21 protein-coding genes and 1 tRNA gene are annotated in these 19,401 nt (G+C 40.1%); 14 read left to right on the plus strand and 8 right to left on the minus strand.

Annotated elements, in window-relative coordinates:
• Window position 1 precedes the first annotated feature (1 nt).
• The 7 genes from METTI_RS07090 to METTI_RS07110 all read left to right on the plus strand — a co-directional run bounded on the left by METTI_RS07090 (window position 2) and on the right by METTI_RS07110 (window position 5,256).
• A complete protein-coding gene (locus METTI_RS07090; protein ID WP_023845136.1) occupies window positions 2-610 on the plus strand; it encodes a CBS domain-containing protein in 609 nt (202 codons plus the stop codon).
• A 46-nt stretch (window positions 611-656) separates the two neighbouring features.
• Window positions 657-809: a hypothetical protein gene (locus tag METTI_RS15735; protein ID WP_156916260.1), complete on the plus strand. Its 153-nt coding sequence runs from the start codon at window positions 657-659 to the stop codon at window positions 807-809.
• A 128-nt stretch (window positions 810-937) separates the two neighbouring features.
• The gene (locus tag METTI_RS15740) at window positions 938-1,084 is read left to right on the plus strand and encodes a hypothetical protein (protein ID WP_156916261.1); all 147 of its coding nucleotides are present in this window, start codon (window positions 938-940) and stop codon (window positions 1,082-1,084) included.
• Window positions 1,085-1,320: 236 nt separating this feature from the next.
• The gene (locus tag METTI_RS07095) at window positions 1,321-2,166 is read left to right on the plus strand and encodes a CBS domain-containing protein (RefSeq protein WP_023845137.1); all 846 of its coding nucleotides are present in this window, start codon (window positions 1,321-1,323) and stop codon (window positions 2,164-2,166) included.
• A 37-nt stretch (window positions 2,167-2,203) separates the two neighbouring features.
• Window positions 2,204-2,980, plus strand: a complete 777-nt coding sequence (locus tag METTI_RS07100; RefSeq protein WP_023845138.1) for a CBS domain-containing protein — start codon at window positions 2,204-2,206, stop codon at window positions 2,978-2,980.
• An 18-nt stretch (window positions 2,981-2,998) separates the two neighbouring features.
• Window positions 2,999-4,165: an RNA ligase gene (locus METTI_RS07105; RefSeq protein ID WP_048135914.1), complete on the plus strand. Its 1,167-nt coding sequence runs from the start codon at window positions 2,999-3,001 to the stop codon at window positions 4,163-4,165.
• Window positions 4,166-4,218: 53 nt separating this feature from the next.
• Window positions 4,219-5,256 carry an EF-Tu/IF-2/RF-3 family GTPase gene (locus METTI_RS07110; RefSeq protein WP_023845140.1) on the plus strand — a complete coding sequence of 346 codons (1,038 nt, stop codon included), beginning with the start codon at window positions 4,219-4,221 and terminating at the stop codon, window positions 5,254-5,256.
• A gap of 19 nt (window positions 5,257-5,275) precedes the next feature.
• Here the strand turns inward: METTI_RS07110 and METTI_RS07115 are convergent, their stop codons facing one another.
• Both METTI_RS07115 and METTI_RS07120 read right to left on the minus strand, forming a co-directional pair.
• On the minus strand, window positions 5,276-5,791 hold the full coding sequence (locus tag METTI_RS07115; RefSeq protein ID WP_023845141.1) for a hypothetical protein: 516 nt from the start codon (window positions 5,789-5,791) through the stop codon (window positions 5,276-5,278).
• 12 nt (window positions 5,792-5,803) lie between these two features.
• Window positions 5,804-6,547 (minus strand): RAD55 family ATPase, encoded by a 744-nt coding sequence (locus tag METTI_RS07120; RefSeq protein WP_023845142.1) that lies wholly within the window; start codon window positions 6,545-6,547, stop codon window positions 5,804-5,806.
• Window positions 6,548-6,669: 122 nt separating this feature from the next.
• On the opposite strand from METTI_RS07120, the gene METTI_RS07125 reads away from it, so the two are divergent.
• Entirely contained in the window at window positions 6,670-7,704 is a 1,035-nt protein-coding gene (locus tag METTI_RS07125) for a stage II sporulation protein M (protein ID WP_023845143.1), read from the plus strand.
• Window positions 7,705-7,728: 24 nt separating this feature from the next.
• Here METTI_RS07125 and METTI_RS07130 read toward each other — a convergent pair whose 3' ends face one another.
• From METTI_RS07130 to METTI_RS07140, 3 genes are all read right to left on the minus strand, one after another.
• Complete coding sequence (locus tag METTI_RS07130; RefSeq protein WP_023845144.1) at window positions 7,729-8,766, minus strand: methionine synthase; 1,038 nt, start codon at window positions 8,764-8,766, stop codon at window positions 7,729-7,731.
• Between the two features lie 147 nt (window positions 8,767-8,913).
• A complete protein-coding gene (locus METTI_RS07135) occupies window positions 8,914-9,219 on the minus strand; it encodes a hypothetical protein (protein ID WP_023845145.1) in 306 nt (101 codons plus the stop codon).
• 235 nt (window positions 9,220-9,454) lie between these two features.
• Entirely contained in the window at window positions 9,455-11,386 is a 1,932-nt protein-coding gene (locus METTI_RS07140) for a sodium:solute symporter family protein (RefSeq protein WP_023845146.1), read from the minus strand.
• Between the two features lie 339 nt (window positions 11,387-11,725).
• Between METTI_RS07140 and METTI_RS07145 the strand changes: the two genes are divergently transcribed.
• Window positions 11,726-13,009: a DNA double-strand break repair nuclease NurA gene (locus tag METTI_RS07145; RefSeq protein WP_023845147.1), complete on the plus strand. Its 1,284-nt coding sequence runs from the start codon at window positions 11,726-11,728 to the stop codon at window positions 13,007-13,009.
• On the plus strand, window positions 12,999-14,822 hold the full coding sequence (locus tag METTI_RS07150; protein ID WP_023845148.1) for an ATP-binding protein: 1,824 nt from the start codon (window positions 12,999-13,001) through the stop codon (window positions 14,820-14,822). Before METTI_RS07145 ends, METTI_RS07150 begins: the two co-directional genes overlap by 11 nt.
• Before the next feature lie 58 nt (window positions 14,823-14,880).
• Here METTI_RS07150 and METTI_RS07155 read toward each other — a convergent pair whose 3' ends face one another.
• A complete protein-coding gene (locus tag METTI_RS07155; protein ID WP_023845149.1) occupies window positions 14,881-15,375 on the minus strand; it encodes an RDD family protein in 495 nt (164 codons plus the stop codon).
• A 272-nt stretch (window positions 15,376-15,647) separates the two neighbouring features.
• Here METTI_RS07155 and METTI_RS07160 point away from each other — a divergent pair, with 272 nt between their 5' ends.
• The 4 genes from METTI_RS07160 to METTI_RS07175 all read left to right on the plus strand — a co-directional run bounded on the left by METTI_RS07160 (window position 15,648) and on the right by METTI_RS07175 (window position 18,106).
• A complete protein-coding gene (locus METTI_RS07160; protein WP_023845150.1) occupies window positions 15,648-16,490 on the plus strand; it encodes a hypothetical protein in 843 nt (280 codons plus the stop codon).
• Window positions 16,491-16,664: 174 nt separating this feature from the next.
• Window positions 16,665-16,738: transfer RNA gene (locus METTI_RS07165), tRNA-Lys, on the plus strand.
• A gap of 246 nt (window positions 16,739-16,984) precedes the next feature.
• A complete protein-coding gene (locus METTI_RS07170; RefSeq protein ID WP_023845151.1) occupies window positions 16,985-17,824 on the plus strand; it encodes a hypothetical protein in 840 nt (279 codons plus the stop codon).
• 111 nt (window positions 17,825-17,935) lie between these two features.
• Window positions 17,936-18,106, plus strand: coding sequence for a ribbon-helix-helix domain-containing protein (locus METTI_RS07175; protein ID WP_023845152.1), 171 nt, complete (start codon window positions 17,936-17,938; stop codon window positions 18,104-18,106).
• Window positions 18,107-18,171: 65 nt separating this feature from the next.
• Here the strand turns inward: METTI_RS07175 and METTI_RS07180 are convergent, their stop codons facing one another.
• Window positions 18,172-18,945, minus strand: a complete 774-nt coding sequence (locus METTI_RS07180) for a sugar phosphate isomerase/epimerase family protein (protein ID WP_023845153.1) — start codon at window positions 18,943-18,945, stop codon at window positions 18,172-18,174.
• 1 nt (window position 18,946) lies between these two features.
• Window positions 18,947-19,390 (minus strand): RNA-binding domain-containing protein, encoded by a 444-nt coding sequence (locus METTI_RS07185; RefSeq protein WP_023845154.1) that lies wholly within the window; start codon window positions 19,388-19,390, stop codon window positions 18,947-18,949.
• Between the last annotated feature and the right edge of the window lie 11 nt (window positions 19,391-19,401).

A 19,401-nucleotide genomic window follows, 5' to 3' on the forward strand; every position in this document is an offset into this window, starting at 1 on the left:
TATGGTCTTGAATGCTCATGATGACATGGAAACCGATGTCTCCATAATGGAGATTGAAAATGAGATGTCGGTCAGGGAAATAATGTCAAAGGAAATTTTTGACATTGATACCACTGCCAGTGTTCTCGATGTTGCGAACAGGATGGCAGAAAGTGGTACTGGCAGCATTGTCGTTACAGAAAATGGTGACAGTATAGGTATCATTACTGAGCATGACATTCTGGTGAAAACCGTTTCCAGAAATGTACTACCCTCTGAGATGACAGCCAGAGAAATAATGTCATCACCTATCATAGCAACAAAGCCTACTACGAATATAATTGAGGCTGCCGGAATGATGGTCAAGTCTGACATCAGAAGGCTTGCTGTGATGGAAGGAGACAAAATAGTGGGAATGATAACGGACAGGGATATACTAGCCATAGCTCCGGGTCTGAACACTATTCTGGAAGAAATGATCGAACTTCATCATGAAAACAACATTCAGCATGAGCCGGAACTTGAGCGTGGCATTTGCCAGCGTTGCGGAGCTCTGGTAGACAGCCTGACGGATGTTAACGGATTGATGCTGTGCGAAGACTGCAAAGAGGAAGAAGGTTACTATGACTAGTTCTGACTGGTCAGCTGATTAAGGACACTTCAAGTTGGTGAAACAAATGTCTGTCCCGATATATCTTAAAAGAAAAAATGTATCGATATTCAAAGCAACACCTGTATTTAGGCCGGGAAAAATTGTGAGTTCCTGGATTTTCGTGTTTGCTGGATTAACTGTTACTGAAGACAGGCACAAAATATTAACTGCGTTTTGAGAAGAAATTCGCTATACCAGCAGGTAGGATCGTTTACCAAGAGGTTGGAATGTCTTTCGCAAAACATCTGCATATTATCACCAGGTAATTGCATTAATTTTGCGATGTTATGGAGCACAGTGATTTAATTGGGATTTAAATATCAGGTCGCAGAAACAAAGGAACCATCCATTCTAGGCCAAAAAGCACCATACTCCAGAGCCATAGCCATGCCTTTTGGATTTACAAACAGCAAGCATGAAAGTATTGCTGTATCAGTTGACGCTAATTGTTAATAAGGAGGTGGAGAAGAAAACCCGATACCAACGGGAATACCACTTAAAGTGGTAATCAAAAACATTGGACTGGTTCTCTTTGGGAGAGTACAGGTCCAAATCTATATCGTTAAAGCAAAGTTGAGATCAAAGGGCGGATAAAGCCAAAAAAGGTTGCGCTCTTTGCAGAATAGTCAATAGAAATATCCTGCAGGTCTGGACAATTAAAGTTCAGGCTTCCAAAAAGGAGGAACAACATGAATGTGAAAGACATTATGAGTTCACCGGTATACACCATAGCACCGGAAGAAACCGTAGCACATGCAAGAAAGCTTATGCTTAAGCATAAGATCAGCACCCTGGTGGTAGCTGAAAAGGAAGAGATGGTCGGTATTGTCACAAAGACAGACCTTGGAAAGAGGCTCGCACAGGCCGAACCAATGTGGAGAAGGAGGCCAATTGACAAGATACCGGTGAGCATGGTAATGCACGAGAACCCCATCACGATTTATCCTGGAGCTACACCCGCCCAGGCATGTGAACTCATGATAGAGAATGGAATAAACTCACTTGCTGTTGTAAACAGAGAAGTGCTTGGAATAATTACAGGAACGGACATAATGAAGTATTACTCCGAGCAGGATATTAAAACCAAAGTTTCAGAAGTAATAACAGATGATATTGTGTTCGTTCACAGGCACCACACAATAAACCATGTGATACACGAAATGGAAGAAAACCAGACCAATTACGTCATTGTAAATGATGATGCAGATGAAGCGGTCGGTATGATCACAACAGCCAGTGTCGCATTCAACCAGATGGCTGATAACGAGGGGAATCTTCCTTCAAAGAGCATTAAAATGACAAGACGCTCAACACCCGCAGGTGTGAAGGAGTACCGTTACGTAAAGGAAGTTCCTCTTGTTGCGGAAGATATCATGACAGAACTCCCACATGTAATCGACATAAACAACAAGGCAACAAACGCAGCAAGAATAATGCTCTCAGAGCACACAATAGCACTTCCGGTATCTAATGGAGGTAACATTGTAGGACTCATAAACAGGCGCGATATAATCAGGGCAGTACAGCAAGCATAAGCAGACCATAGAAACAAAACAAAGAAGAGGAATTGAAATGGAAGTTAAGGAAATTATGGCAGAACCACTGGCCGTAGATAAGTCAGATACTATTTCCCATGCACTTGACATGATGGACAAGAAGGGAACAAGACGTCTTCTGGTGAAACACGATGGAAAGATGCTTGGAATACTCACAATGAGAAACCTTACAAAGGAACTTGGAACACGAAAGAAGGGAAGCAAGCCTGCTTCTTCCCTACATGTTGCAACCGCTGTATCAGATAATTTCGTAAAGGTGCTCCCTGAAACAAAAGTCACTGACGTTATAACTCTTCTCGTAAAGAATGGAGGGATAGCTGTTGTGGTTGAGAATGACCAGGTAGTCGGATGGGTCACACCTAACGAGATACTCAGGAACAACAACATCGCCGGATTTGCCGGTGAAGTAATGCAGAAAAACCCAATTGTTGCAGGGCCTGCAGACCGTGTAAGTCATGTAAGGAGAATAATGCTTGACAACAATATCGGAAGAGTCCCTATTGTAGAAGGAGACAAACTTGTGGGAATTGTTACTGAAAAGGATATTGCAAAGGCAATGCGTTCTTTCCGTGACCTTGTTGAAGGAAGTAAGCAGGAATCCCGCATAAAGAATCTCATTGTTGAAGATATCATGAAAATGGGAGTTAAGACTGTTTACACCAATACAAGCGCAAGTGATGCAGCCAAAATTATGCTCGAAGAGAATTATGGAGGTCTTCCTGTTGTAAATCTTGAGGGACACATGGTGGGACTTATCACCAGAAGAAGCATCATCCAGGGAATGGCGGAATAAAGTCCCGGGTGAATGGAGATGAAAAACTCCAGAAATTCAGAACTGAATATTGAAAAGGTGGCAGAGTTTCTTGAACTCCCACCTTCTAAAATTTCAGACCTTGTTGAAAAAGGAAACCTGAAACGCAATTGGGATGAATACTACGATATTTACAGGTTTCAGGGACATGCACCACAAATGGAAGATGGGACCGTGCTCATCGACCACCATGGAACTTTTGAACTGGTGCGTGGTTTTCCAAAGATTAAAAGAGCAATGCTCCTTGAGCCAGCTCTGCTGAACAATTTCAGTGAAATCTCTTCAGTTTCAGTTGAAGAGAAAATGAACGGATACAATGTCCGCGTAATAGAATTTAGGGAAAAACTCATTGCATTTACCCGCAGCGGCCATGTATGCCCTTATTCTACTGAACGAATACAGAATTTTCTTGAACCGGATTTTTTCAGGGAACATCCTGACCTTGTGGTCTATGGAGAAATGACAGGACCCGAAAATCCGTATGTTCAGAAAGAAGCTTATGGAATAGAATCACTGGATTTCTTTGTTTTTGACATACGTTACAAAAATACAGGAGAAGCTCTGCCGGTTCATCGACGAAGAGAACTTGCCGGAAAATATGGATTCAACCAGGTCAGACTCTTTGGAGATTTCAGAATCAATAGCGCCTCTTCTAAGATAACAGAAATAATAAAGGAACTTGGGAAAAAAGGAAGAGAAGGAGTTGTTATCAAAGATCCGGCAATGGTATTGCAACCAATGAAATACACGTGTTCTGAAAGTAATTGTTCTGATCTGAAGCAGGCATTTAAATTCTACAATGAAGCCGGAAGAGATTATCTATATTCAAGAGTCATTCGTGAAGGATTCCAGTCACATGAGTGGAGCGAAAATGAAGAAGAATTCAGAGAAAGATGCCTGAGACTTGGGGAAAGTATACTTCTCCCTATGAAGAAAACCATTGAACAGGTTGAAAGCGGAGAAAGAATATCCGATGAATTTCGCATACGTGTGAAAGACCGGGAAACTATTTTCAAATTCAGGGATTATCTTGACAGGTTCGGGCTCTACGTTGCACTTGGGGAAATTGAGAGAAAGGGGGACGAATACGTGGCTGAGATAAAAAAGGTGAATAAAAGCACAAATGATAAGACACTTGCAATGTTAGAAGGTCAGTTGTGGTCATGAAAAAGACATATATCTGAATAGATTAATTCGTAAACCACAACAAAGGTGCCTACATGACAAAGATTGCTATCATCGGAAGTGAGAAAAGCGGTAAGACCACTCTTGCCGGAAAACTTGGAAAGAAAGGTAACGTCACTGACGTAACAATGTACGATTATGCCAAGAATGACAGCATACTCACAACCATTGATGCCACCGGTTATCCGGTATCTGTTAAACCTCTTATCACAGCACTCAATCTTTCAGATATTGCACTTTTATGCATCCCGCCTGAAGGACTCGACCCGCAGGCTGCAGAATGTATCATCGCACTTGACCTTATGCAATACAAACATGGTATTGTAGTTCTCACAAAGGCAGATGCCACCTATCCTTTTGCTGTTGACGAACTGAAAGCTAAGCTTCAGAATCTTACTAAGGGAACAGCACTTGAAAACTGGGATTATATGTCAATTTCCACAAGTTCATTTGAAGGAATGGAAGAACTCAAAGAACTCATTTTTGAGATTGGCGCTAAAGTTGACGAAGAACAAAGGGAACTTGACGGACTTAGCCCAAGAATTATGATTGACCAGTCTTTCAATGTTACAGGTATCGGTTGTGTTGTCCTGGGTGTTGTAGAACAGGGAACTATCAACATGAAGGACAAAATGATCGCATATCCCACAAAGAAAGAGCTTGAGATCAGGTCAATACAGATGCACGATGTAGATGTAAAATCTGCTCCGGCCGGGGCCAGAGTAGGACTTGCACTGAAAGGCATCCAGTCCAAAGATATCGACAGGGGATTTGTTGTCTCAAACGAAGAGACAGTTGCAACAAACTTCGTGCTAAGCTGCAGGGTTTCACCCCTTGCAAAATCATTCAATGTAAATGATATGTTACACCTTTATGTCGGACTTCAGTCTTCCCCTGTAAGGGTTGTAGAGATCAATGAAGCTGGAAACACTGTTGATACCGCAAATCCTGGAAAGGAATACACATTAAAACTTGAAGGAAGCAAGGAAATTTCCTACATTAAAGATGACAGGTTCATTCTTTCTAACCTGGATGAAAAACAGAGGTTCATTGCCTACGGGCATGAACAATAAATTTTTTTTGTGTTTTTGTTTACTTCTTCTTAGGTGTCAGATGCTTTGCACCTTCCAGAAATGAAGGTCTTTCCACAACTTTAGCTCTTTCTATATTATCAGGAAGATCTACAAGCCTTGGCTGGCGTGTCACTTCTGATGGACCGGAAAAGTCATACTCGGCATTACTAAAACCAGACCTTTTACCGGGAACAGAATGTTCATTCTTGGTTCTTTCAATAGTAAAATTCGGAGGTACTTCCGGCTCTGCTTTACCATTAGCCATTCTGGTAAGTCCGGATTTAGTATCGCGATCCTTTGCCTTGGCACCCTCCTCTTTTCCCTGGTTGTAATGTTCTTTTACAAAATCATTGAGATCATACTGATCGGCAAAGCTGTATATCTGGACCAGCTTGTCACGTACCCATCCAATTTCTGAGTGACGATGGTAACCTACTTCAAAGCCCAGTCTTCGCGAAGCATCTGCAAGCTGGACTTTTCCATCATGAGGAAGTTCTTTTTTCTCATCCTCTTGTTTTTTGAATATCCTTACCATAACAGACAACCGTTATTCTAGATAGCCTTCTACTTTCAGTCCTTTTTCTGAGAATGAAACACTTCTCATATTACAATCATGTTTTGTTCCACGCATCTTAATAACCTGAACAGCACGTGTCATTGTCCTGTCATAAAGGAAGTTATGCATGAATATTACACCATGAGCAGCAAACTGTTCAGTAGAATAAGCAGTCGGATCGGTCATTTCAGATAGTATCAAAGTAGTGCAACCCAGTTTTTTGAGATTGCGCATGAACCTGCTCATTTCTTTTTCCTGAAGCGACAGGTCTCTGGTTGTGAAACGGATAGCTGATACTGAATCAATAACGAGCCTTTTAACATCATATTCCGAGACATATGCTGCTATTTCCTTAAAGACCATTGAAGGAGAAGGTGCCTCAGTCTCAATTGAACTTGTTCCCACATCATAATCCGTAGTAATAAACTCGCTGACTTCGTCCATATATCCATATTCCATGCGCGGACCAAGATCAGCAAATAAGAGCTTTTTCATCTTGATCAAACCGGGAACATTCATGTCGTAATTTGACATATCATTAATAATGTTCTGGGGGCATTCCAGCAGGGTCACATAGAGTCCAACTTCACCTGCACTTGCACCGTTGGCAAGGAACTGAACTCCAAAAGTTGTTTTTCCACTTCCGGGAGGGCCGCTTAACACATAAACCCTCTCTGTAAGCAAACCGCCCTGTACAAGGTCATCAAAACCCTCTATTCCTGTAGGTATTCGCATTGATATACTTCCCAAACGTAATGAATAGTAATATACTAGAGTAGTAATATAGTAATACAATTATATAATGCATAAGGTATTTCAATGCATCGATAATTTATAAAATAGTAAAAGTGCCATACATGAGAAGTGGAGAATACAAAAACATGAACAGTTTCAGTATCGGTGCAAAGGATATCGTATGGACTTGCAAAGTATTTCTGTTATCTGTCTTTTTTGCGTTTATCCTTGCTATAGTGGCTTACACCCTGACATTCCTTACTCCTGAACCGGAGCCTGCCAGTGAAGTAGTAAGTGAAGTAATTATGTCCACTGCTTCGGCTGCAACGTCTAAAGTTGCTGTAACTTCCGTATATATAAACCCCATGTGGGCTATTTTTTTCTTTAACAGCCTTGCGGCATGTTGTGCAATTATCGGTACAGGTCTTTTCATGATGGTGCACAAATTGCTGATTGGTGATATTGCCATGAGACCAAAGAACAGGTATTATGCCGGTCTTTCAATTCTTATGGAAAAAACCATGATGCCCTTATATAAGGTGCTTATGCGTATCGCATCTGCACTTGACCCGGACATGTTAGAAATAAAAAGTGAGAACAACGAAAAAGTGGACACCATCTGGCAGTATTGTGGCTATGGAAAATATGAGTACCGTATGTTCTCATATATGCTTCCATACACTGTTCCACTTTTGATACTGCTTGTCAATGGAACAATTATGGGAATCCTGCTTGCATACTTTACTTTCAACGGGGCGCTGACCGGCTTTGAACTATTTGGTGAAAAGGGAATTGTTCTTGGACTATTCTATAATGTGGTCTACTTTTTTATCTCGATTATTCCCCATGGAATCATAGAAATCCCCGCGCTCCTTGTGGCAGCAGCAGTTGGGTATCATTTTGCGCATATCCAGGCACAGGATGTTATCAAAAACAAGCTTTTTACCGGGGATGAGATTGAAAGTCTCCTTAAAGATACGGAATATATTTTTGAGACCACAAAAGAGTACCTTTTTTTATCATATACATGGAAAATGGCAGCACTGATTGTATTGACACTTCTTCTTGCAGCGTATATTGAAACCTATGTCACACTTGGAATTGTAGATAAAGTAATGGGATCAATTGATGGTATTCTGGAACCATACCTTGCCTGATAAAAAGGAAAAATAACAGAAAGATTATTCAGATGACTGCCTGAAATCGCTCATTCCCTTTGAAACATTACTCAATAGCTGAGCAGCTATTTCCTGGGAAGGCCATGCTCCAAGACCACAATCCGGACCTGCATACTTTATAGATTCTCCGAACATGGAATATGCCTTTGAAAGTCTCTTTGAGATAATCTCCGGGGTTTCCATATCATTTATTATCTCAGGGAAATACTGGGTTTCTTTCCAGACGTTTGTGTTGTATTTGTCATTAAGAACAGAAACAAGGTTGAAAACATCTGTTCTTGCAATTCCAACCCTCATGTAAGAATCGCTGTCTTCGAGCTCCTTTTTATCAATAAGGTCAAGATATGATGGTGTGGCTGCAGATTCGACACCTATGACACTGATATTCTCGGTCTGGCAGGCAAGCTTGTAATGCAGTGGTGAATGCAGGTGAATTTCCACATCACAGCCGGCTTTTTTAGCTGAGCTGCATGCAGTGTCCATGGCTTTTATGAGATCATTGTCAGAGAACATAACCTGAGGATTTATTCCTATGCTGGGTTCGTCAATTGAAATGGTTTTAATATTGAAATCTGTAGCAACAGAAAGTGAGTTTTGCACGAATCTGTCAACACTTTCTCCCAGAAGGTTCAGTATGTCCACATATTCGGTTCCACCAAACTCTTTAAGATAGAGTTCAAGAGGGCCGGTTACACAGACACGGACATTGAGCTTTTCTCCGTTTTCTTCCCTGTAAGTTTTTGCAACTTCAGAAATCGCTTCAAGTTCAATAATACGGGCATCTGAGACTTTGACTTTGAAAGGTTCCTCTGTGCAATCCGGATCCCTGATAATAGAAAGGAACTGCTCGTTCATATCCTGATACTGAGGATATGTTGCCACCTCAACACCAGCTTCCACTTTCATCATGAAAGCATCATTTATAACCTTAAACAGGTCTGCATCACTTTTCTTCTCAGAGAACTTTCCAGCCATCCACTCTTTGGATGTTCCTGCAGGAAGAGGAAAACTGCCAATGTCATCAAAGATTATCTCTGCCATGCCATTCTTATTTGCCTGTATTTAACTTATAAGTTTTGACTGATGTTTGCAAAAACGGAGTTTACGGTTGCAAATAAGCTATTGAAAAATAAAACAAAAAATGGATACAAAACGTAAAAAAAAGAAATGAAACTGACAAAAAGTCAGTTATTTTCTAAGAGTTGATGAAATCTTTGAGACGTAATAATTGATGCACATCTGAGAATAGTCCAGAGATTTTGGAGACATGTGAGAAATTATCTCATCTGCATCCCTATTTGGAGCCTGGCTGCTATCTGGCATTCCATACTTTTCACGGTGATTGGAAACTTTTTGCAGCATTATGTTCTGGAAATCAATAACATCAAGTTTCTCTTCTGCGCTAAGCTCTTCAAAGCCATTCTTTAAAGAAGTAAGCTGAGCCTTGTTCTCTTCGGTCATTTCAATGTCTAATATAGGATTTTTCAATTCCATGGGTACCACGGGAAAATATATTAGACTAACATTAGATATAGTTTTGGTAATTATATTTATTTAATATATACGAAGTGAATATTTACAGAATATACTGATATTTGAAATGAATATAGAAATAAATAGAAAAATAATACGGATTTCGTGATTAGAGATGAAATCAATCTTACATAAAAAAATAATTGCTTCGGATAAAAATACCGAAGCTTAAAGTTATTAAAACTGTTTGCCGTATTTAATTGTCAGAAGGTAATGTCAGCAACAATCCGACGTTTGCAAATGCCTCTGCAACCTGCTTGAAAGCAACAAGGAACTCTTTTTCACTCAGGTCAAGATCAGCTGCAAGTGGTTCTGCTGCAAACCATATCTCCTTTTCACTGTCTCCACGGGTAAGTGAAACACAGGCAAGCATATCTGCCTTGGTGAGCCTGTAAACAGAATCCCTTCCGGTTGGAGTTACCCAGGATGGGTGAATGTTTTTGAGTTCTGTTACAAACCTGTCCCAATTAATTGTTGCAGATGCTTCCAAATTGAGTTTAACACTTGCACGATCTCCTGTAACTTCCTTTTCGATAACCTTTGAAAGCTTCTTGTATTCCGGATCTGACTCGTCAACGATCATTGCCTCCTTCTCAAGCTTCTCTGCTTCATCAGCAAAGAACGGAGCAAGGTTTACAATATCAGATGGTTTTGTTGCAAGTGAGACACCAAAGAAAGCAACTCCACTGAGAAGCATTCCTAAAATTACACCATGGTTTGAAAGAACCGGATGAACTGTATCAAGATAAGCTGTTGCAAATGGAGCGGTGTTTGCAAGATCTATAGCTGTCAGTCCAATCTGTACAACTGCACCAACAATCAGTCCTGCAAGAGCACCTTGCTTTGTTGCACGTTTCCAGAAAAGACCTCCCATGAGTGGGAAGAAGTAGGCTGCACTTGCAATAAAGGTTGCAATGTGGATTACATCAATGATACTGTCAATGTAGAATGAAAGAACAGTTGCAAGTGCTACGATAATGAGAACACTGATCCTGTTTATTGTCATCATCTGCTTCATTGTTGCATCCGGTTTTATGTATCTCTGGTAAATATCACGTGAAATACATGAACCACCTGAAGTTGCAAATGTATCTGCAGAGGACATTGCTGCTGCTGCAAGACCAACTGCACAAAGACCGACTGCTACTGGTGAAAGAGTGCTTACAATGTAGACAAGAAGAGCCGGTTCTGCTGCTGCCATTGCACCCATTCCAATCTCTGCAAATGAAGCCGGTATCTCAGGATAAATATGGTTAAGACTGATTGCTATTGCAGTACATGCAACACCGAAGATGAGGAAAATAAGGAAGGAACCAAGGATCATACCATTTCTTGCGGATTTTTCATCCTTTGCTGCCCATATTCTCTGCCATGGATCTTGTTCTGTGATCCATCCGGGAATTATGGCAAAAATAGCTATAAGCACTGCCGGAACACCAATTATAAACGGATTCCACCATCCTGAAGGAACATCACCAAAAAGATCTGAAGTTGTCATGGCAGGTGCATCGGCAGCCCCGGATGTTGCTGCTGTTACAACTACAAAAGCAATTATAAGTGAGAATGTAGCAAGCATGATGAATTGTATCATGTCAGTCCAGATAACTGCGGAGAAACCTCCAAGTGTTACGTAAACTGAGATTGCAAGAGCTACAATTGCCGCTGCGTATATTGGTTCAAGACCAAAGAATATGCTTAGTACAAGTGAGAAACCCTTGATATCGGCAACAGCGAAAAGAGCCATTACGATTGCGATAACAACGGCAACAGGCGCACGTATTGAACTACTGAACCTCTGTTCAAGTAATTCAGGCTGTGTGATTGCAGGCAGGTGTTTTATTTTACCTACAAGCAGAGCGATCAACAACAGTGCAATGATGTTTGGGGCTACAAAGCTCCAGATGGAGCCCATTCCAAGCAACATGTAAAGTGCAATGACTGATAGAATTCCACCAGCAGTCATCCATGAAGATGCTGCGGAGAAACCAATTCCCACTGAACTGATCTTACGGCCTGCAAGCCAGAAATCAGTTACAGATTTTTGCTTTTTTGTAAAATATAATCCTATACCAATGAGTCCAAGCAAATAGACTGCCATTAATATAAGGAATATCTGATAACTTTCCATAATTACTACCTCTTAACCTCTTATAATGATTTAAAACTCCGATACAGACTATCGAAGGCCTTTATATATGTGTTATAACTCTTATTTTAGTAAGTATATAAGGGTTTTCAAAAAATCCACTTTATGTTTAATCAATTTAATTTACCCTCACAAATTAAACATACTCTATTGATGGCTATTTTAATAAATTCATTCCAAGATACAAAATTAAATTGAGTTAATAAAATGGGATTTCCCATCTTAAATAACTAAATTGAATATTAATTCTCTGCTTAAATTCTATGATCAATTCAATACTCAATACAAAATAATATTATCATTCAGATACTATTTCCTAGCATGACCCTTGAGCCGGTTCACATAAAAGAGATACATGAAATAGTCGACCGTATTGATAAATGTTTCAAAAAAGATGAAAACGACAGCGATGATAATGAAAAAGTAAGAAACATACTTGAAAGGCTCAGGAAACTTGAATACAACGGCAAGGTAGTGTTAAGATCTATCGGACCGGTCAGACGTGGAAAAGCAAGTATTGAGAGAATGCTGCATTCTGAAGATCCTTTCCCGGTATCTTATTCCTGCGACAGTGGAAGCACTACTGCCAAGACATTTGATAATGGTCTGTACATCGATTTCTGCCACTGTGCTATGGCATGTACGCCTACTGACCTTGACGTTCACAGCAAAAGGACAATTGTTGCAGCGGCTTATACTTTGAGTGATAAGGTGTATCTTAATACCAGTAACGACTGGGAATCTTTTGATGAAGGATGTGGAAGAAAAAAGATAATTCAAGTACAACCCGGGCTGCTCAACAAAAAAGTCACTGACATATTACACGACATCGCTCTCTATCTTTCTGAATCAGAGCACATACTCTGGATGCTTGACAGCATTGGAAATGATGATTTTTTCATAATGGATGGTCCCATTTATCCTAAAAGAATAATGTACTGGATGGTGGTCAATTCCGAAGATGTGAATATAAGCATCGACCCCAGTAGCAGGAAAATAATTCAGAATTACATTGACATAATGGACCATCATATTGAAAATATGAAGCCTCTAGTGGGTTTTGTAAAGAACCCGGAGGACATGCAGATAATGCTGGCACTAAGGAAGCAGGAGCCTGAACTTGACCTCCCATGGCTTGTAGATGCACAATTCTTCAAGAATGCACTTTCTCTTGAAAGAACAGGTATGAAGAGACGGGAAGCTGAGAAATATATCACCTACACAAACTGGTTCGTGCAGCCAAACCAGTTCTACGAAAAGATGCTGAAATCAACTTCGCCGCTTGTGGCGGAACTTGCCGACAGCAAATTCGATGCAGAGGATTATGCCCTTAGTTTTTTCATGGCGTATGTTCCAAAGCTTAATACAATTTTTAAAATAGAATCACCTTACGGGCTTGTTAAGAACGAAGAACTGAGAAACCGCATGACGAGAAAAGTGCTCTACGACCTGGCACTTAACGGAATACCAAAGACACTTTCAAAGGCAGATTCAATAGCAAAGATACCGGTGCCTGAAAGAAAGAATATCATTGACAGATTCAGGAATTCTAAAATTGATACTAATTATAACAGTGTAAGATGGGATGAGAAGGATGAGAGATAAGGACATACTTTCTTTTGCAGGCGACATGGATGATGAAATGGATGTCGAGATTCCGGCAATTGACAAAAAACTGAGTGCAACGGGTGAAGATGATTTTGAGGAACTTGTACCTGAAACAGATAGCAATGCATACATGCAGAACGGAGTTTCAGATGATGCTTTCGGTATAATCACCACAGGAATTGACCCGCTGGAAATAACAGAAGCCGGAGCAAGAATTACCGGATATATTACAACATCACACCGCCAGAAAGTGAGACTTGGAACCTATGTCATGGTCCCGTATGGAGATGAAGACCTGTTCGCAAGAATATGGAAACTCCAGTACCTTCAGGAATATGCTGTTGATGATGCGACCGAGATCCACTCTCGCAGGATGCTGCAGTCCAATACTACAGATGAGGTTGACTACAAGTTCCTGGCTTACCTTGACCCTATTTGCATCCTTTACGAACCAAGGGGAAAGGGAATCCTTGACAGGAGAATGAGCGACAGGATACCACGTCCAAATACTCCTATTTTTCCTGTAACTGATAAAAAGAAGATACAGACCGGTCTCAATATTCCTGAGGAAGGAATCTTCATGGGACACCTGAGCGTTGGCGGGGAACTTGTAAAGACACACGCTGTTCCTCCTACTGTCCCATATTACCTGAGAAATGACTACTTAATGGGAGACCCTCTGATATTCAGGCACATGCTTGTATGTGGAAGTACAGGTACTGGAAAGACCTTCCTGACAAAGAACCTGCTGCGTCAGTTCATGAGTGAGAATAACCGTTACAAGCTCCGTGGTTCAGAGGAAAGGAGAAATCCCTGTCTTGTGATAATGGATCCACAGGATGAGTATTCCCAGCTCTTTGAGGACAATCCTGAGATAACAGATGATGATGATTTCAAATTCAGGGCCGAAAAAGTTAATTTCGGTGCATGCAGGAATACGAAAACCTTTGTTGCAAAAATAAATGGTGAAGCTTACACTGGCAGGTCAAGAGCAGAGCAGATAGAGTTCACAATTCCCTTTGAAATAGTGCAGAACAACTCGTGGCTCATTGCACCAGTAGGCATGACCGAATTGCAGTATGTAGGAGTTGACCTGCTGCTTGAAGATTACTTCAAGAAACCCGGACAGCACACTTACAGCGGTTTCATGGATTTTATTGATAACGATGTAACCAGAGACCTGTATGTTGAAAGTGGTAAGATACACGAATCTTCCTATGATGGTATCGTGCGAAGGGTAAAGAACCGGGCTCTTGCAAGAGTATTTGACCAGCCTGCAAGACCGATAAGTGAGATTCTCGGACAGATATTCAAACCGGGACAGGTTAGTGTGTTTCCTACCGAGTATATCACAAACTCAAGAATACGTGACATTATTACTCTAACTTTGATGAGCACGATAGTCGATAACAAACTGAACACTTCAGGAGAGGCCGCTGTGAAGGAAACTCCAATTATCCTTGGACTTGATGAAGCTCACCGTTATCTTGCAAAGGCAGGTGGAGAGCACTCAAGGAGACTCATTTCCAAGTTTGCTGATGCTGCACGTCAGGGAAGAAAGGAAGGACTTGGACTTTTCCTTATTACACAGGATCCACAGGATATTGATGATACAATTTTCAAGCAGATCAATACGCGTGTGATTCTTAATCTCAGTAATGATGCTGCAATCAGCACCATGAAGGTGAAAAAGGAATTTGAGAAGAGAATTCCTTACCTGAAGAAAGGGCAGATGATTGTTCAGAGCCCTGATAACAGTGATATGGTTGAGATTATGGGGCTTTCAAGGTGTGTTGTTAAACACATTTAATTTTTTTGAACTATAGTTCACCCTTCCGAAAGTAAATGAAAGCTTCCTTTGAGAAGCTTTATTTATAAACCACAAAAGTTTCAGCCGCCATGTCATAGAGTCCCTGTTTCTTTTCAGAGAATGGAATGGCTATGTAACCAATTCCAAGCATCAACGCGGTTACATCTTTGACTATGGATCTAACAACTGCTTTTCCAAAGGATATTCTATTTCCTTCATAATCTATTACTTTAATTCCAACTACTTGTTTGCCAATTGTTGCTTGTTTTTCTGAACTCTCAAAGCCTGCGAAATAACTAATTCCAACAATAATAGAACTTAGCAGAATAAAAACTAGTGATCCCTGGAACAAAACACCTGCAATTACACCAATAATTAAACCAAATATATACAAAAAAACTCCATCAATAAATCTTGCAGCAAATCGTATCCAAAATCCTGCATAAGGTAATTGGCCATTGTTTGGAGAATTAATAGAACTCAAATTTGCATTACATTCACTACATGAAACAGCAGTGTCTTCATTAAAATTACCACATTTAGGACAATACATTATAAAAACTCCAAGGGGAAAACTACATTTATTTATAAATAAGTGTTTCTATTTTATCTGATAGTGCAGAGCCCTGATAACAGTGATATGGTTGAGATTATGGGACTCTCGAGGTGTGTTGTGAAGCATGTATAACCTTTAATGCTGCAATAGGAAGTATTTCTCCATTGATTCTTCAAAAACTTATTATAGCAATAAATAATTTACTTAGATAAGTTTGTTTTTATTTTTCACTATGTGAAATCTGGATGAATATATGTTTGGGAAAAAATATGACTAATGTGCCTACTTTGGGATTTGTTATTGTTTATGTAATGATATTGGCAGTCATTCCGTTTATAATGGGACTCATTCCCGCTCAGTTTTTATTTAAAAATACAAAAATATCTATCATTGCAGGAATAAGTTCACTTTTTTTCTATATTGTTTTAATTAAACTCTCGTTCTCTTCTTTTGTAACTTCATTAATAGCAGCTTTCATTTCATGCATCCTGATAGGAATTACTCTTTACAGCATCAAAAAATTGAATATACCTGTCATCAATTTGAATATCGCAGAGAAACTGAGTTTTATAAATCGTAAAACAATTACTGTACTGGTTGTTTTTTTACTGCTCATTACACTGCTTGGTTACGGTCAAAGTCAGAAAATGGAAAAGGAAATAGAATTCGATGTGAAAGACCGAATACATGATATTGACTATCAGGGAATGCCAGGAGCCGAACTTAGCGGGTATGAGCATGTAGATATTGTCCGACTGGACTCTGAAATAGTCAGAGACTCGGTTGTTCTGGAAATGAAACTTGCTGGGAATGTGTCAGAAAAAGAGACTGTTGACTATAACTTCTTCATACACACCACCCAATACGGAACACCCAGCATAACAATTTCAAAATGGGAAATGGAAAAAGAAGGAAATATCCTGAGAGGCTATGTTCCTTTGGAGATAGCACAGAATGGAAAAATGTTCGATGTCCAGGCAGTTGCATCCGAATCAAATTTCAGTCCAAGCCAGGGGATTGATGGAATTTATGATTCATGTTCAAAAGAAAAATATCAAGCTGGTATTCTGAAAATACTGGATTCTTTAATGAGATTGTTTCTGGGAGCATGATGAAACTTACAGCTTTTATTCAGTGGTTCTACACAAAATGAGCTGGACACATAAGAAATCTATAAACAGAGGCATTGATTTGATGAAGAATAGTCACATATAGTGCGGATTAACCGAAACGTATATATGAGGCTAGTACGTATGGGTGTCTCGCTCAACTTAGCAAGACAACGCGGGCCGGTAGCTTAGCCAGGCAGAGCGACGGACTCTTAATCCGTAGGCCAGGGGTTCAACTCCCTTCCGGCTCGCATTTTACAATCTCTTTTCTGGTGACACTAACTGCTTGATAGCAATTGCTGTATTCAATTACAAATTTAAATCATGTTTTTACCACAAAAGTTCTGAATCTGTTGTTCAGAACTTTGTTTCTTAACATTATAAGTCGGTGCACAGAATTCTTGTATTCGGAGAAAACTCAATTATACACAGGGTGGGGTGTACGGCTTGCTTACTTTAAACCATACAGTCCTGATGCCCTTTTTACAGGTGGAAAAATGAAATATTACAGGGAGATTACAGGCTCGATTATCGTATCAATTCTACTAATTGCTGCTATATCTACATGTATAGTATGCGGAGCTGTATCTGAGGACACATCTGATTCGGATAAAGCATATTATGCTTTGGCAAGTATCATGCTAAACCCGAAAGAAGATGATAAAACTACCATGATGCAGTGGATTGATGAAACTGAACTCTTATCAGAAGATGAAAAACCCGAACTAAAACAGAATTTACTTGATGCCTGGGAAAGATTCCCTGATAATACAGATGAGGATCTTGAAGCTGCAAAACTGGCTCTTGATATTGCAGTAGATGTTGCAGCAAAGGAAAAAGCGGCAGAAAAAGATGATTCTGATCTGGCACCAGAAGAAATAGCAGCTATAAGTTATTCTAATACATACAGCATTAAAGAAAGTCCCGGTCTAATTGAGATAAGAGGAGATTTGCCAGTTTTTTCTTCTGATGAAGAGAAACAAGAAGTGTATTCGATTCTTGATGTCCTGCATAATGATATTCGTGAAGATATTGAACCCTACGTTTATCCTAATGGACCAATCATTAGCAATGGATGGAATATAGAAGGCTGCTATAGTATAACATTTAGTAAAGATATGGAAGTCACAGATTCCCAAATAGATGAAATCTATGAACTGATAATCAAAAAATCAATGGAACTCTCTGGAAAAGAAGTCACTGTTGCATTCCTAGAAGGGAATATTGAAAATGAAATGGCAGTTGAAGAAGAAACAACTCAATCTGCAACTCCCGGCTTCTCAGCTTTGAGTCTTGTTTTTGTAATCTTACTCATTTTGCTTAGAAGGAACCGGTAAGTTTTAGACTTTAACCGGTTTCCATTTTCTTATTTTTCAATTGCTGTCCTGGAAAACATTCCATTAGCCTTATCTATCTTTGAATTTTATTTGGTTGAAAAAGGTGAAACAATGCCAAAAGTGAGTCTTGACATTCCCCAGGAGCTTCTTGACGACCTCAACAAACATGTCGGAGATAACAAGAAGTTCGTTACACAGGCTGATGCCATAAGGACAGCTGTGCGCAAAATGCTTGACCAGCTCGATGATATCGACCGCAGGCACGGCAGGCTGGATGAGTAAAATAAAATAAAATAAAAAAAGAAGTTTTCTTATTTTGTGCCTGTTGGCACTTTCAAGCTCAGTGTTCAGAGGCTTTTCAAATACTCAATACACTGCCTGCCTTCATCGAGGTTCATCATTTCAGTTACCATCATACCTTTGTAACCTGAAATGTTTTCCATGAACTTTTTCCAGTCCACTGTTCCCTGTCCAAGAGGAAGATGCTCATCACGTTTTCCATGGTTATCGTGGATGTGCATGTGTTTGATCTTTACGAGGCACTTTTCCACAAATTCATCAACAAATCCATTAGTATTGGCATGGCCTACATCAAGAGTTATTCCAACGTTTTCCCTGTTGACATCTTTCAGAATATCCAGCATTTCATCAGGGTTCATGCCGTAGATCTTTGGCATTTTTGGCATATTCTCAACAGCAATTACAATTCCCATGTCTGCTGCATAATCACAAAGCTGCTGGATTGACTCGACATTTGTCTTCCAGGCCTGATCCTGAACCTGACTTCCGTATGGTGAAAGATAACCCGGGTGAACCACAGCAAGGTTTACAAAATCAGAACCCATGTCAAGACATTTTTTCATCTGACGCATAATCTCATTATGAATGCCTTTATTGAGACCTGCAAGGTTCATATCAGAGAACGGCAGGTGCATTGTAAGAGTAAGGTTTGTGGTTTCGGAAATCTGACGAACCAGATGGATATTCTCATCACTAAGTGTCTGTGAACCTTCCTGGACAATCTCCCAGCCAGCGTATCCCATATCCTCAAGTTCATAGGCCCAGTTGAACTGATCTCCTACTGCTGCACGTGATGAAAAACTCAGGTTCGTGACATTCATATTAAACATCCCTTATATTCATTTCAAAATCAGGAACACCATCTTCTGTTGGAGGTGTCAGCCACTCGAAGAACCTTTGCATTTCTCCTTCGTTGTCAGCTGTCACGTTGATATTGATAGAACCAAGTGGTTCTTCCTGTGCAGGATAGTTCAGGCGGCCAACACTTGCAACCTGCTTGCTGATGATAAAGGAAGTAGACAGTCCGTCATCTGACAAACCGACATTAAGTCTTGTACGTGAAGTATCAATAATCTCCTCCTCCCTTATCTGGAAGTGGATATTCTTCAGCGCATAGATGTCGCTGTCACCTGTGAACTTCCCGCTGTACTCTGAGCTTTCCTCGTAATCAAAATCCATCTCAGGGAAAAGACGGTCCAGAGCTGAGAAAACTTTGTCCTTGCTCTCTGTTGGGTTCACAACTGCTGAAACTGTAATTTTTATCATGATAACTTTCC

Origin of the sequence: Methanolobus tindarius DSM 2278 (assembly GCF_000504205.1) — an archaeon.
Taxonomy (GTDB): Archaea; Halobacteriota; Methanosarcinia; order Methanosarcinales; family Methanosarcinaceae; genus Methanolobus; species Methanolobus tindarius.

Excerpts from the sequence above, each read along its gene's own strand:
- METTI_RS07090 (WP_023845136.1), top strand. The coding sequence starts at position 2 with ATGGTCTTGAATGCTCATGATGACATGGAAACCGATGTCTCCATAATG.
- METTI_RS15735 (WP_156916260.1), top strand. The coding sequence starts at position 657 with ATGTCTGTCCCGATATATCTTAAAAGAAAAAATGTATCGATATTCAAA.
- METTI_RS07095 (WP_023845137.1), top strand. The coding sequence starts at position 1,321 with ATGAATGTGAAAGACATTATGAGTTCACCGGTATACACCATAGCACCG.
- METTI_RS07100 (WP_023845138.1), top strand. The coding sequence starts at position 2,204 with ATGGAAGTTAAGGAAATTATGGCAGAACCACTGGCCGTAGATAAGTCA.
- METTI_RS07105 (WP_048135914.1), top strand. The coding sequence starts at position 2,999 with ATGAAAAACTCCAGAAATTCAGAACTGAATATTGAAAAGGTGGCAGAG.
- METTI_RS07110 (WP_023845140.1), top strand. The coding sequence starts at position 4,219 with ATGACAAAGATTGCTATCATCGGAAGTGAGAAAAGCGGTAAGACCACT.
- METTI_RS07115 (WP_023845141.1), bottom strand. The coding sequence starts at position 5,791 with ATGGTAAGGATATTCAAAAAACAAGAGGATGAGAAAAAAGAACTTCCT.
- METTI_RS07120 (WP_023845142.1), bottom strand. The coding sequence starts at position 6,547 with ATGCGAATACCTACAGGAATAGAGGGTTTTGATGACCTTGTACAGGGC.
- METTI_RS07125 (WP_023845143.1), top strand. The coding sequence starts at position 6,670 with ATGAGAAGTGGAGAATACAAAAACATGAACAGTTTCAGTATCGGTGCA.
- METTI_RS07130 (WP_023845144.1), bottom strand. The coding sequence starts at position 8,766 with ATGGCAGAGATAATCTTTGATGACATTGGCAGTTTTCCTCTTCCTGCA.
- METTI_RS07135 (WP_023845145.1), bottom strand. The coding sequence starts at position 9,219 with ATGGAATTGAAAAATCCTATATTAGACATTGAAATGACCGAAGAGAAC.
- METTI_RS07140 (WP_023845146.1), bottom strand. The coding sequence starts at position 11,386 with ATGGAAAGTTATCAGATATTCCTTATATTAATGGCAGTCTATTTGCTT.
- METTI_RS07145 (WP_023845147.1), top strand. The coding sequence starts at position 11,726 with ATGACCCTTGAGCCGGTTCACATAAAAGAGATACATGAAATAGTCGAC.
- METTI_RS07150 (WP_023845148.1), top strand. The coding sequence starts at position 12,999 with ATGAGAGATAAGGACATACTTTCTTTTGCAGGCGACATGGATGATGAA.
- METTI_RS07155 (WP_023845149.1), bottom strand. The coding sequence starts at position 15,375 with ATGTATTGTCCTAAATGTGGTAATTTTAATGAAGACACTGCTGTTTCA.
- METTI_RS07160 (WP_023845150.1), top strand. The coding sequence starts at position 15,648 with ATGACTAATGTGCCTACTTTGGGATTTGTTATTGTTTATGTAATGATA.
- METTI_RS07170 (WP_023845151.1), top strand. The coding sequence starts at position 16,985 with ATGAAATATTACAGGGAGATTACAGGCTCGATTATCGTATCAATTCTA.
- METTI_RS07175 (WP_023845152.1), top strand. The coding sequence starts at position 17,936 with ATGCCAAAAGTGAGTCTTGACATTCCCCAGGAGCTTCTTGACGACCTC.
- METTI_RS07180 (WP_023845153.1), bottom strand. The coding sequence starts at position 18,945 with ATGAATGTCACGAACCTGAGTTTTTCATCACGTGCAGCAGTAGGAGAT.
- METTI_RS07185 (WP_023845154.1), bottom strand. The coding sequence starts at position 19,390 with ATGATAAAAATTACAGTTTCAGCAGTTGTGAACCCAACAGAGAGCAAG.